The organism is Enterocloster clostridioformis (genome assembly GCF_020297485.1).
Taxonomy (GTDB): Bacteria; Bacillota; Clostridia; order Lachnospirales; family Lachnospiraceae; genus Enterocloster; species Enterocloster clostridioformis.
This window is the reverse complement of sequence record NZ_JAIWZC010000001.1, coordinates 986,097-999,489: the sequence shown is the minus strand read 5'-3', so window position 1 is coordinate 999,489 and position 13,393 is coordinate 986,097. Positions and strand designations below refer to the sequence as shown.

The following is a 13,393-nucleotide window of genomic DNA, read 5'->3' as shown; positions in this document are numbered from 1 at the left end:
CGCGGCGCAGCGTTCTAAACGAGGAGGATTAATATGAAAAAAATCCACGGAATATCAGCTTACAGAAAAAAACTCTGCATAATACGAATTCACAGGATAACAGTCCTGGGACTTGCGGCATGTCTTTTGTTCATGGCTGTAGGTCTGGCGGCCTGCCAATCAGCGGCCAGCGGGACCGGGGAACAGAAGGAGAGCAGCGCGGATGTCCGGGGACAGGGCGGCACAGGACAGAAGGACAGGGAGAATGGTGCCCCGGAAGGAGAGAACGTCCAGGAAGCAGAGGCGTCTCAAAGGCAGAGGGACGCGCCGGGAACACCGGCTATGGGAGATGGACAGGAGGCGGCTAAGGCGGAGAAGGGGGCAGACGGTCCGGGGACAGTGGACCGGTGGCAGATGGTTCCCGAATACGGCATATGTAAAAAGGGGGAACCGGCCCTGTATGTATTGGACATGGACGCAAGCCAGATGAAAACAGATGCGGATGGAGTCAGCGCCAGGCTTCTTTCGGCGGTGTATCAGGATAACGTGATCAGCGTCAGAGTGAAGCTGAGGGATGATACCGTGACCCTGATACCGGATGAGAAGGTAAAGGAGATTTTGAAACAGGAGGAGGAAAAACAGAAAAAACAGGAACAGGGGATTTACACAATTTGGGATGACAGCTATTTCTGTATTGACAGTGATAAAAACATTTACGGCCACAGTGCGTTTCGGGACAGAATGCGGGCGGAAAAGAAAGCGCAGAAGGAGGAAGGCGCAAGGACGGTCACCTTTGACCGTATTAACGGCAAGGGAATGACCGGACTGGGCTTTGCCCAGCAGCAAAACAGCATCTCTTACAAAGATAATGGAAAGGGCGGCTACTACATATCCGAAGTGTCGGAGAAAACCATAGGAAAGGGCCGGTTTACATTGGAAGAGCCGGAGGGTGTCTATGAACTCTGGCTGGACGGTTTTAAAGAACCTATGAAAATCGTTTTTAAGAAGGCGCCTGCCTATGATTCGCTGGAGGATATAAAGGGAATGGTGGACCACGAAGGATTTTACGGGATGGCAGAGGGGAGAGTGGAGGAGGACGGTCTCAGGCTTACCACCTATACCTACTCACAGGATGGATACAGGATCGGATTCAGCCGCGGAAAACTGATGGCTACGCTGTCAGATGGAAGGACCACCGAACTGGTGCCTGTGCTGGGGGAACAGCTGACTACATCATTGGACCAGCTGTCCGGCATTCGGCCCAGAAGCATTCAGGAGACACTGTACAGGATACCAGAGGGAGCTGTGGTTACGGAAGCGTCCCTGCATGCGGAGAAACCCATCGTCATATCGCCGGAGCAGGGAACAGTGCTGGAGATACCTGTTTCCGGGGAGCGGCAGCCTCTGGATATGGTGGTGGAATTCAGGGACTGCAGGATATATCTGAACGGAGTCAGTCCCATGGATGAACTTTATCAATATGGCACGGATGAAAACGGAAACCCTCTTACCAAGCATATGGCATACATCGATGCCAGGGCAGAGATGAGGGACGCGGATAAGAACCTGTACTACGTAAATGCGGTGCAGCCGGAGAAAGGCCGGGAGGGCAGTTCCAAAGACCCCTTAAAAACCGTATACGCAATGGCGGATATGGCAGGGGCAGACAAATATAATGCGGGTGAGCTGGCCGGATTCAAGGCAGTATACCAGGAGGGGGAATCTGTAATCCGGCTGCAGCTTCAAAGACCCTCCTATGGATGGAACCAGGAATTTGTACTGCCGGTACAGATGTGACCGGCTGACCGGACTGAGAATGCGTCTGCTGCTTTGCCGGACTGTTCCAGTGTGTAAAAACAGGGGAAGGGCGGAAGATAGACAGGACCCTGGACCTGAACATCCTGGGAGCCGGAGCAACCCAGGGAGACTATCCGGGTTTTCTTCTTTTTTCTTAATTATCCGGCTGCGCTATTGTTTTTGCCTGCCGCATGTGCAATAATTTACTGATGGATTCAGCGCAGGTATGTCTGGACCGGTATCATCATGGATATTTGAAAGGAATTTAAAATGAGAAGCAGAAGAAAACGAAGAAGATCAAGGGCGGTTATTATCATTCCCCTGGTTTTGGTGTGTATTGGGGCCGCTGCTGCGGGCATGGCATTTTTATGGTTTGCAAAGGGGCAGGCCGGTGTACGGCGAGCCACGCCGGATGAACGGTTCATGGAGTATATAGGATACCTGACTGAGGGAAATTACGAGGCCATGTACCGGATGCTGGATTCCGGAAGCCGTATGGACATCAGCCAGGAGGATTTTATCACCAGAAATAAGAATATATACGAGGGCATCGGCGCTTCCTCCATCCGGGTGGATATTACCGGAGTGGAGGAGAAGGAGGACCAGGGGATTCAGACGGTCAGCTATGAGACCAGCATGGAGAGCTCCGCAGGCCCCATCCATTTTTTGAACCGGGTGGATTTTAAGCTGGAGGCATCCTCTGAGGCAGCCGGGACAGAAGGCTATGAGAGTGAAGAGGCCGGAAAGAAAAAGAATGGAAAGAAAGACGAAGAATACAGGCTGATCTGGAACGACCGCGTCATATTTCCCAACCTGAGCTGGAACGACAAGGTAAGGGTCACCACGGATAAGGCCGTAAGGGGAAGCGTCCTGGACCGAAACGGTATTATGCTGGCCGGAAAGGGCAGCGCATCCATGGTGGGGCTTGTGCCGGGAAAGATGAGCCGGGAGGCGGATAAATATTCAGAGGACGACTTAAACCGGCTTTCAGAGCTTTTAGGCGTTTCTGCTGACAGCATCCGCAAAAAGCTGTCGGCCGGCTGGGTTAAGGATGATTCCCTTGTTCCCATTAAGACGCTAAAGAAGGTGGATGAGCTCAATCTCCAGTCCCAACTTCCGGAGGATGAGAATGTACAGAACAGGGCGCTTCAGGACGAACTTCTGACCATTCCGGGCGTCATGATCACAGATACGCCTGTCAGGTATTATCCCCTGGGCGAGAAAGCGGCCCATCTGGTGGGCTATGTACAGAATGTGACGGCAGAGGATCTTGAGGAGCACAAGGGGGAAGGATATCTGTCAGACAGCGTCATAGGCAGGAGCGGCATGGAAGGTCTGTTTGAGAAGGAGTTAAAGGGACAGAATGGCCGCATTATATCCATTGTCACGTCCCAGGGAGAAGAAAAGCAGGTTTTGGCAGCCATTCCCAGAATTGACGGCCAGGATATTACCCTCACCATAGACAGCAGCCTGCAGGAGATGGTGTATGATGCATTTGAGGACAGCAAAAGCTGTACAGTGGCCATGAATCCCTACACAGGAGAGGTTCTGGCTCTGGTGAACACCCCCAGCTATGATGACAATGACTTCATCCTGGGCATGTCGGAGGAAACCTGGGCCGGGCTGAATGAGGATGAGAGAAAGCCCATGCTAAACCGTTTCAGGCAGCGCTTTGCCCCCGGCTCCTCCTTTAAGCCCATCACAGGCGTCATCGGCCTTACCACAGGCGCCCTTACGCCGGATGAGAATTTCGGGGAGGACGCGGCAGGACTAAGCTGGCAGAAGGATGCGGGCTGGGGCGGATATTACGTTACCACCCTTCACGGCTACAGCCCGGTCAACCTTAAAAATGCCTATATTTACTCGGATAACATATACTTTGCAAGGGCAGCCCTGAAAATCGGCAAAGACGATTTTATGGCAGGGCTGGACCGGCTGGGATTTAACCAGAAGCTTCCCTTTGAAATCTCGGTGGCGGAATCCCAGTACTCCAATACGGACCAGATTGAAACGGAAATCCAGCTGGCGGACAGCGGATACGGTCAGGGCCAGGTGCTGGTAAATCCCGTCCATCTGGCATCCCTTTATACCATGTACCCCAACCGGGGAAAGGTCCTGAAGCCCTATCTTGTATACAAGGATACACCGGAGCCGGAGGTCTGGATTGAGGATGCCTGCACACCGGAAACAGCAGAGATCGTGGAGGACGGAATGAAGGCTGTAATCAGTTCGGAACACGGCACAGGACACGCTGCCATGCGTTCAGACATCACCCTGGCAGGAAAGACAGGAACAGCTGAGATAAAAGCATCCAAGGAAGATACAAGCGGCACGGAACTGGGATGGTTTGCCGTGTACACGGCTGATGCGGATATGCAGAAGCCGGTTCTTATGGTCAGTATGGTGGAGGATGTGAAAAACGCCGGAGGAAGCGGTCTGGTGGTCAGAAAGTCCAGGGATGTGCTGGGAGCCTATATACCGTCAGGACAGTAGGACAATCCGGAGATATAAACATATACTATTAGTGAGGAGGTAATAAACGGAAACTGTGTATGGGGGGATTGGAGGGGAAATCAATGCCTATGGATTCATTTTCATCAGAGGGGATTTTACGGAGGCTCATCAGGCTTCCCTATCTCCCGCTGTATGTCGGTGTACTGAATGCGGCGGTGGAACTGGATGTCTTTTCGGGCCTTACCCAGCGTAAGAGCGTCAGGGAGCTTTCAGAGGAGAGAGGGTGGAATGAAGATAACACGCGGTATTTCCTGGACGCCCTTTACTGTCTGGGATTTATCTGGAAAAGGGATGGGATGTACTGTAACTGCAGGGAAACGGACCGCTACCTTGTAAAAGGCAGGCCGGAATACATCGGCGGCCATCTGGCCTTCAACTGCGCAGAGGAATGCATGGGATGCAGGGATATTAAGAGGCTGGTTGAAGACGGCCCCGGCGGGGGCCATGGACTGGGAGGGCAGCTGACCTTTGAGCAGTACGTACAGAACATGCGGGAGTCCCAAATGGGCTTCCGCCAGACTGAGATACAGAGAATGGTAAGAGAACTTCCGGAATATCCGGTAATCAGGAAAATTCTGGATTTAGGCTGCGCAACGGGGCTGCTGGGCCTGGGAGTGATTGGGGAACGGGAGGATATATCCGGGATTCTCTATGACCGCCCTGCTATGGAACCGGCAATCCGGGAGTCCATCCGTCTCACCGGCCTGGAAGGGCGGGCGGTTCCTATGACAGGGGATTACCTGGCGGATGATATAGGGGAGGGCTATGACCTGATTATGGCCATAGCCACCTTAAGCTTTGTGGAACAGGAGCTGGCCAGCCTTATGAAGAAGCTTTATAAGGCCATGAATCCGGGCGGCGTGCTGCTTTGCTATTCAGAGGGAATCGAACGGGATGGCTCGGGCCCGTGGGACATGATGCTGGGCTGGCTTCCGTACAACATGCAGGGCTATGACCTTGGATTGAAAAAGAATGAAATAGCAGAGGCTGCCATGGCAGCCGGCTTCAGGAGCGCTGAGAAACGGACCGGGATCTATTCCACGGGCAATGTGGATGTGGATATATTCAGAAAATAACTTGGTAAAAAGCCGTAGCCCGGACAGCGAAGCAGGGAGGTCTCGCTTGGCAATGGGTTTATGATATGGTAAAATAAAAAAGCTGTGTATCATTTGAAAAGAGGGAAAAACCATAAAGGAGAAACAAACAAATGAAACCGAATGAAACTACAGGAAAACAGGAAATTATGTACCGTCTTAAGAACGCAGGGGAGCTTTACGTTCTGCTTTCCATGTGTACGGGAGAGCCCTATGTGGTCTGCGACCAGGAAACCTATGATGACGAAATCATTGTTTTCTTTGACGGTCAGGCAGCCATAAAGGAGTCAAAAGAACAGACCGAGGCAGGAATACCTGTCAGGCCCATGAAGCTGGAGAACAGGCAGTTCCTGATGTTCTACACCAGCCTTTATACTCTTGGGGTCAATGCGCTGCTGGTAAAAGACGGCGGGAGAGACTGCCTGATTCAGCTGCAGGACTTTGTGAAGCGCAATAATCAGCAGGGACAGGAGTCGGGGGAGAAGATATGGGTGGAGAATCCGTCCCTTCATCTGACCATGCTGTATTACATGCAGGAACTGAGAAGGAAACCGGGGCAGGAGAACCTGCCGCAGATTAAGGAATGGCAGGATGAGATTTCCAATGATTTCGGCAAGGGCAGTTTCATTGTTCCTGTGGAGAAGGAGGGTAAGGGGCTGGCAGCTGTAAAGGTGAACGAACAGTTATTCCAGGCCATCTTTACAGACATATTAGAGTTCCAGAGGTTTAACCGGGAGGGAAAGCTGCGCCCCCTTGTGGTGACGGCTGACAAGATACCACAAATCATGACAGAAGAGGCAAAGGGCGTGATCCTCAATCCCATGGGAGTCAGGATGCCTCTGCAGATTAAGAGAACGGCCGGCCAGACGAAACAGAATGCTTAAAATGTGAGAAAAAGGCTGCGATGAGGCAAAACTCACCGCAGCTTGGCTACGTTTTAAGCTCAAGGGAAAGTTGGCCGAAATCATCGGGTTTGTCTTTTTGTTTGTCAAGTGACGTCACTTTTTTTGATATTTCGTTTTGGGTTTTGTTGTATTCTTCCTTGGCCCGTTTAAGGATGGCTGCCTGGCCTTCGCGGTATGTATTCTGGAACCAGTAAATGAGCAGGGATTCGTCTGAAGTCAGAAGCTTGGTGACAGATGCTCCTGCTTCATCCGGGCGAAGCGCAGCAGCAAGGGGCGTTTCCAACGGAATGTCGAAAATGGAATGGACGGAAGTGCCAAGTGCCTTTGAAATGGACTCCATGTGCACCATCTTATCCTTCTGGTTTTCCCCGTTTATAATTCTTTTCAAGGTGCTGGCAGGTATGTGTGTCTCCTTTGATAAGGTTGCCTGGGTCATACCCTTTAAATTCATAAGTGCAATCAGTTTCTCGTTTCTCACAGTAAGTCCCCATTTCCTGGTAATCCCATATTTTATCTATATCAAACTCCGATATGAACCATCAAATTCCTTTCATGGATAATTCTACCATATAAACTAAGATTCTTCAAGAAACGGCATTGATTTGAGGATATTTTTTCTCGTGATATTTTTTCTCATATTTCTTTTGAGAGATTTTGTGCGGCACTATTTTTTCTCACGTCATTTCGCGCGGTTGTGACGGCTGATATCTTTTTGATAGTGGTATCTGTTCCTATACGTTTATTGAGTTATTGTGACATATTCTTTCAATTTCTTTAAATCCATGGACAGCACTACTTAATTTGTTTACAATAAACAGGCTGGTCAAAGGCTGGCTGCATTTAAAATACACAGGAGACCAGAATTTATGTCAAAGGATACCAAAATGAAGAAACGAATCAGTAAGACCAGACAGGCAAAGATGCGGGAGAAGGAATTAAAGTCTACCCTGAAGTTTGGTGTGAAGCTGGTTTTGATTCTGGCAGTTGTGATTGGGTGTGCACAGCTGTTTTTTTATGGAAAGAATGTGGTGGCGGGCAGGAGCAATGGTCCCGCTGTCCGGATAGCAGCAAAAAACAGCGAAGCAAGGGATAATCAGTCGGATTCAATCAAAACAGGAGAACAGGGAAATGTCTTGGGGCCGTCTCTGTCTGATTCTGAAAAAGGCCGGCAGCAGACACCGGAGACCATTGCGCCTTTTGCAGAATCCAGTGATGGGCCGGGAAACGTGGTGCAGGCCGCCCCGCCCTCCGGTGATGCGTCCTTAGACCCGGCAGGCGGCAAAAATGAGCTGTTCCCTGTTTCCGGGCCTGCTGACGCCTCTAAGCCCATGATAGCATTTACCTTTGACGACGGCCCTTATTACAGCGTGGATATAAGAATCCTGGACACACTTCAGGCTTACGGGGGCAGGGCTACCTTTTTTATAGTAGGAAGCCGCGTCGATGACTACAAGGATACCCTTAAGAGAATCCGGGATTCCGGGTCCGAGATAGGAAACCATACATTCAACCATAAGAATCTGGAAAAGATTTCTCCGGAAGAAGTGGCTTCTCAGATTGAGATGACCAACGATGCGGTGGAGGCTGTAACAGGTTTTCGGCCAAAACTGGTGCGTGTGCCCTATGGCGCCTTTAAGAGCCAGGTGCCTGGTCTGGTATCCTACCCCATGATTCAGTGGAATATCGATACCCAGGACTGGTCCAGTAAAGACAAGGATGCCATTGCCGCATCTGTGCTCTCTCAGGCAAGGGATGGAAGTATTGTGCTGATGCACGACCTTTATCCAGCCACGGCCGAGGCCTTTGAGACGGTCATCCCCCTGCTGGCTGCCCAGGGATACCAGTTTGTTACGGTCAGCGAGATGTATGCGGCCAAAGGGGTGCCGTTGGAGGCAGGGCAGGTTTATTTTAGTATCCCTAATTAACAGGGCAGGCAAATATATTTCAGTTATCTGGCAATCTGCTTCATACAAATCCAGTAATTCCTCTCAGCGATTGTCTTTGACAACTGGATTTTTACAGTACAGTATGCCCTGCCCATGAGCCAGTCCGGCCCGACGATGCCGCGTTCAAAACAGCCTGCTGCCTCGGACAAAAGCGAGACGTCCGGTTTCGCCCGCCTGAATCGCTGCATGGCAGTTCGGACCTGCCTTTCGTAGGCAGGGTGTGAAAACGTATCATTTTCCCAATGGTAGGACAGCTCACAGACCGCGGATGTCTGGGATTCTACGGGAAAATAGGAGGCCTCCTCGGAGGACTCCGCAATATATAGATAGTATAGACTGGCAATCTCTTTCCCCTCGTGCCGCCGCAGGATACGGCCCAGGCGCTGAATCCGCTGCCGGTTGACCGACGCTGAGGACATGACGATTCCGACGCTGGCGGACGGCACATCAAAGCCCTCGTCCAGAGCGCGGCAGCTGATGAGAATACGCACTTCGCCGTCACGAAAACGTTCCAGAGCAAGCTTTCTTGCACTGGGATCCATAGCGGAATGGCAGCGCGCGGCCTGGTTGGGATAGAGACGGTCCAGCTTCTCATACAGGATATCGGCCTGCTTAATCCGCTCACCGAAAATAATAATCTTTGCGCTTTTATCTAAAAGTCCTATGAGCTTTATGACACACTGAAGACGGGACATGGCTTCGCTGGTAAGATTTTTGCGTTTGCGGGACGAATTTAAGTATGACCGGGCTAAATATGCGTAGTCCCCTTTTTCATTGGCAATCTGGCAGAGCCTGCGGAAAAAGGCGGAGCGGTTCAGCCCTTTTAAGCTTGGGTAATGGGAGATTAGCTTAAGGAACATTTTCCTCATATTGCCGCTCAGCTCCTCATACTCCGCTTTTTCCTGAGGGGTAAAAGAAAGCGCGATATGAAAGGCGGCGTAAGGGCAAAGCGTCTCATCTTCTTCTGCCTCTTTAAGTCCATACCGGAAGATCTCCGGGCCCAGGGCGGGAATGAGAACGGACGCGTTTTCTGGCCGGTTTAGCCCGGGCGTGGCAGACAGCCCCAGGGATGCATACTGCTCAGGGCAATTTTTAGTAAAGGGAAGGAAGTCAAATATCTTTCGATTTTCGTCTCCGGTATAGCGGTGGCATTCATCTGCGATTAAAAAAACCGTGAATCCCTCTTCAAGATCCCTGACAATATGGCGGGCAAGAGAATAACGGGCGGAATTGATTACGTAAATCATAAACAGACGGTCCGGTGTGTCTCTTTGGCCGCTGTAATAGAAACCAATGTCCCGGCGGGATACGGTCCCGTCAAAAAAATTCCGTATGGCAGCACCCCACTGCGCCAGCAAAGATGCAGTGGGAACCACTATTTTAATCCTGAGATCAGACACGGCTGTCCGCTCTCTAAGCAGCTCTCCGGCGGCTAAGGCCAGATACGTCTTTCCCGCTCCTGTAACAACATTGACGATTCCATGGCAGTGCTTTTTCTTCCATTCTTTTAAGCACTTCTCCTGCCAGAGATATAACTGATATTCCATAAAAACTCTCATTCCTTTCGCTTCGCTTAGGCACAAAACAGTTATGAAATAGCAAGTTTGTGCTTCCACTATTTTATTTTTGATGTTAAACTCTCCTCAGACAGATACACTACAGAGCACGGAGGAGGAAGTAGAATCGGTTCCTCCATTTGGGATCAAGTCCGCATAAAAACATGTGTCGGCTGTCTTCTCAAGCACAAACCAGTGACGCCTTGAGCTCGTAACCTAATCATTGTCAAAGCAATTCCTTAGGTCTTTCTTTGCTGGACAGCCAGTCAATGTCTGTCTATTTTACTTAGGAGGGCTGTTTTATGTTATCTATCAAACACTTTGTCTGCTGTGGCATGGACGTTCACAAGAAATTTGTTGTCGCTACCATTGCTCTGACAGACTACAGGGGCGTTACTTCTTATGTTAAAAAGCGGTTCGCCACCTTCAATTCCGATCTTAATTCTTTGAAAAAATGGCTTCTTTCTTTCAATTGCACTGAGATCTGCCTCGAATCCACTGGTAAATACTGGATTCCAATTTTTAATATCCTGGAGGATTCCTGTCACGTTGTCGTTGCTAACCCCAAGTATGTCAGGGCTATCAAAGGACAGAAAACCGATGACAAAGACTCCGCCTGGATTGCGGATCTGTTTAAATTTGATATTGTTCCTTCCAGTTATATCCCCTGTAAGGAAATTCGCATGCTTCGGGAATTGTTCCGATACCGGCAGAAACTGATTGGCCACCGCAGCAGTGAGAAAAACCGGTTACAGAATGCTCTTACGGTTTCCAACATTGCCCTTGCATCCGTCCTCTCAGATACCTTTGGAAAATCAGCGACCGCCATCGTTGACTATATCCTGACCTGTGAGGTATTTGACCCCGAATACTGTAAATCCCTGCTTCTTAAAAAAGCAAAGGACAAGGCAAATGATGTTGTAACCTCCATAATCGGTTATGAACTGCGCCGTGACCAATCCGTTAAGATTAAGGTCTGCAGAAAGCATTTCGATGAAATCAATGAGTGCGTCTCCACTCTCGAAGAAACGATTTCCGACCTGGCTAAACCTTACCATAAATTTATCGAATTGGCTACTACAATTCCTGGAATTACAGAGCAGTCTGCCACCTTTATCATTGCTGAAATCGGGGTGGATATGGCGGTATTCAAATCCTCAAAACGTTTGTGCTCCTGGGCTGGGCTGGCTCCTGAAAATAACGAAAGTGCCGGTAAAAAGAAGAGCGTCCATGTTTCAAGAGCCGGGGTGTACTTAAAGCCTCTGCTGGTTCAGTGTGCAAATGCTGCCATCAAGAGTAAAAACCCTTACTTCAGATACAAATATGACCGTATAAAAAAACGTCGTGGTCATAAACGGGCAATCATTGCCATTGCACGCATGGTGTTGACTTGCATTTACCACATGTTCCAAAAGCAGGAGGTATTTAATCCTGCCGATACGGATTATTCCGCTATTCCTGAAGAAATGTACCGGAAATTTCAGGAACAGTATGACAGAAATGCCATCAAACGTTTAGAGAAACGAGGCTATATGATTACTCCTCCTGCTATGGCCTGATACCCTTTATTCCATAGGATCCTTTGGGGCGGCAGTTTACTGGTGCTCTTGTTAAGTTACGATTTTTTTTGATTTTTTCTTTCAACCTAAATCCTCCATGAAATCAAAGCAGTAAGCAGGTATCAGCTCTACTTTTAGGACTTGCCCGCCACTGCTTTTTTAACGGAAAATACTGCGCCACAGCCTCGACAGGCCATCGCGCAGCGATTTTGTTCAATTAAAATTGCCAGTACAGCAAAAATATGAGCTATCTGTAATTGTAGAATTGTTTTAGTTAAGCTATAATAATTTTGTGATAGGGAGGCGGTAGAATGTTCTCGTATGAAGAAATTCAAAAATTTAACGAAACAGAAATTTTGATTTATAAATTTATCATTTCTAATATCGAAAAAATTCCGTATATGACAATTCGAGAATTAGCAAGTGATATACACATTTCAACTTCAACATTATTGCGTTTTTGTAATAAAAATGGTTTTGAAGGATATTCCGAATTTAAGAAAGCTATAAATGATGAAATACATCTCCTTAAAACACAACCGCCTTTAGAAGATTTGCAGGAGCTTAATCTTTTCTTCCAAAGGACAAATTCAAGTGCATTTGAGAGGAAACTTTCGTCGGCTATAGAAATAATAAAAAATTCTGATTATCTGATTTTTATTGGAAACGGCTCATCAGGCACTTTGGCAAAATACGGGGCGCGGCTTTTTTCCAATATGGGGAAGTTTTCTGTTGGATTGGAAGATACCTTTTATCCAATTGAAACATATTCTTATAAAAATGCAGTGATTATTGCATTATCAGAAAGCGGGGAAACCAAAGGTGTAGTTGATATGGTTCGGCAATTTCAGCAAAAAAAATGTATGGTTTTATGTATTACCAATGCACCAAACAGCACTTTAGCCCAAATATCTGATTGGAGTTTTTCATATAATATAAAGGAACAACGTGTGAATGGAGATTATAATGCAACCACACAGGTTCCAACCCTATTTATTTTAGAATGTCTTGCGAGAAGAATATAAAGAAACAGCCTGTTACTTTGTTTGTAACAGGTTGTTTTGTACCATTAAAGCAGGAGGTGTAATAATAAGCGAATAATAAATCACTGATATTATTCAAGAAACTATACTTAAAACAATTTCACAGGAGGTTTAGAATGAAAGTAAACGCAGCATTTATTTTTGTCGCACCAGAAGTAGACTACAAGAAACATAGAACAGTTATAAATACGCCAACAGTCAACTTGACAGTTGTTGGGGTTAAAAACTATTCTGAAGCCGAAACTGTTGCGCGGGAACTATCAGAACATGGAGTAAAAGCAATAGAACTATGTGCAGGGTTTGGAAATGAAGGTATTGCGCGTATTAGTAAAGCTGTAAAAGGAATGGCAAACGTTGGTGCAGTAAAATTTGACCTTCACCCTGGATTTGATTTTAAAAGTGGAGATGAATTATTTTAATAAGCGCGTAGCGATAATGCCTACCATCGTGCTTCTTTCCCGATTTATGGCAACAGCTTCAGATGGGGCAACCCATACGCTTCTTAATTTTTCTGCAAACGTCATCTGGAACAATCTGGTTTTAATCTATCCTGCAACAATCGTTCTGATTGCTGGATATATGATTGATCGGGAACGGACGGACCACACTCTGAAAAACATTCTGACAATCCCTATTTCCTTTCGGAAGATGCTGATAGGAAAGTTGGTTGTCATTTCCCGGATTTTCTCTGGGTGGTATGGTACAGATGCTTTTTCAGATGGCTGGTATCAATCTGATTTCTTACATACATCGGGACTTACCTTAATCGGTTATCAGGATGGAAGCAGTGCCCCCACTGGAAACGTCTTGTTAAGTATAGTGTCCATCCTGTTTCCGCATACATCGTATAGTTGAATTATGGATTTACTTAATATGTATTGACGTATAGTTTATAATTCACATTTTCTGCCTTGTCCTGTCCCAGGGGCTGTCCTATAATAAGTGAAAGGCATTTTTTGAGAAAATCCATCCGCTGTAACATTTCGCGGACATTTGCCTG

11 protein-coding genes are annotated in these 13,393 nt (G+C 47.9%); 9 read left to right on the top strand and 2 right to left on the bottom strand.

Annotated elements, in window-relative coordinates; genetic code table 11:
• Positions 1–33: 33 nt before the first annotated feature.
• From LA360_RS04970 to LA360_RS04955, 4 genes are all read left to right on the top strand, one after another.
• A complete protein-coding gene (locus tag LA360_RS04970; protein WP_022201150.1) occupies positions 34–1,776 on the top strand; it encodes a hypothetical protein in 1,743 nt (580 codons plus the stop codon).
• 270 nt (positions 1,777–2,046) lie between these two features.
• Positions 2,047–4,269, top strand: coding sequence for a penicillin-binding transpeptidase domain-containing protein (locus LA360_RS04965; protein WP_022201151.1), 2,223 nt, complete (start codon positions 2,047–2,049; stop codon positions 4,267–4,269).
• A gap of 83 nt (positions 4,270–4,352) precedes the next feature.
• On the top strand, positions 4,353–5,366 hold the full coding sequence (locus LA360_RS04960; RefSeq protein WP_022201152.1) for a class I SAM-dependent methyltransferase: 1,014 nt from the start codon (positions 4,353–4,355) through the stop codon (positions 5,364–5,366).
• Positions 5,367–5,497: 131 nt separating this feature from the next.
• Complete coding sequence (locus tag LA360_RS04955; RefSeq protein WP_022201153.1) at positions 5,498–6,268, top strand: SseB family protein; 771 nt, start codon at positions 5,498–5,500, stop codon at positions 6,266–6,268.
• Between the two features lie 46 nt (positions 6,269–6,314).
• On the opposite strand, the gene LA360_RS04950 is transcribed toward LA360_RS04955, so the two are convergent.
• Positions 6,315–6,767, bottom strand: a complete 453-nt coding sequence (locus tag LA360_RS04950; RefSeq protein WP_022201154.1) for a helix-turn-helix domain-containing protein — start codon at positions 6,765–6,767, stop codon at positions 6,315–6,317.
• Between the two features lie 388 nt (positions 6,768–7,155).
• Between LA360_RS04950 and LA360_RS04945 the strand changes: the two genes are divergently transcribed.
• A complete protein-coding gene (locus LA360_RS04945; protein WP_022201155.1) occupies positions 7,156–8,214 on the top strand; it encodes a polysaccharide deacetylase family protein in 1,059 nt (352 codons plus the stop codon).
• Between the two features lie 23 nt (positions 8,215–8,237).
• On the opposite strand, the gene LA360_RS04940 is transcribed toward LA360_RS04945, so the two are convergent.
• Complete coding sequence (locus tag LA360_RS04940) at positions 8,238–9,782, bottom strand: DEAD/DEAH box helicase (protein ID WP_022201156.1); 1,545 nt, start codon at positions 9,780–9,782, stop codon at positions 8,238–8,240.
• A gap of 311 nt (positions 9,783–10,093) precedes the next feature.
• On the opposite strand from LA360_RS04940, the gene LA360_RS04935 reads away from it, so the two are divergent.
• The 4 genes from LA360_RS04935 (at position 10,094) to LA360_RS04920 (ending at position 13,248) form a co-directional block, all read left to right on the top strand.
• The gene (locus LA360_RS04935; RefSeq protein WP_112482743.1) at positions 10,094–11,350 is read left to right on the top strand and encodes an IS110 family RNA-guided transposase; all 1,257 of its coding nucleotides are present in this window, start codon (positions 10,094–10,096) and stop codon (positions 11,348–11,350) included.
• Positions 11,351–11,661: 311 nt separating this feature from the next.
• Entirely contained in the window at positions 11,662–12,375 is a 714-nt protein-coding gene (locus LA360_RS04930) for a MurR/RpiR family transcriptional regulator (RefSeq protein WP_112482741.1), read from the top strand.
• 134 nt (positions 12,376–12,509) lie between these two features.
• Positions 12,510–12,812 carry a DUF6506 family protein gene (locus LA360_RS04925; protein ID WP_022202508.1) on the top strand — a complete coding sequence of 101 codons (303 nt, stop codon included), beginning with the start codon at positions 12,510–12,512 and terminating at the stop codon, positions 12,810–12,812.
• Positions 12,799–13,248, top strand: coding sequence for an ABC transporter permease (locus LA360_RS04920; RefSeq protein WP_080664623.1), 450 nt, complete (start codon positions 12,799–12,801; stop codon positions 13,246–13,248). Before LA360_RS04925 ends, LA360_RS04920 begins: the two co-directional genes overlap by 14 nt.
• Positions 13,249–13,393: the final 145 nt, after the last annotated feature.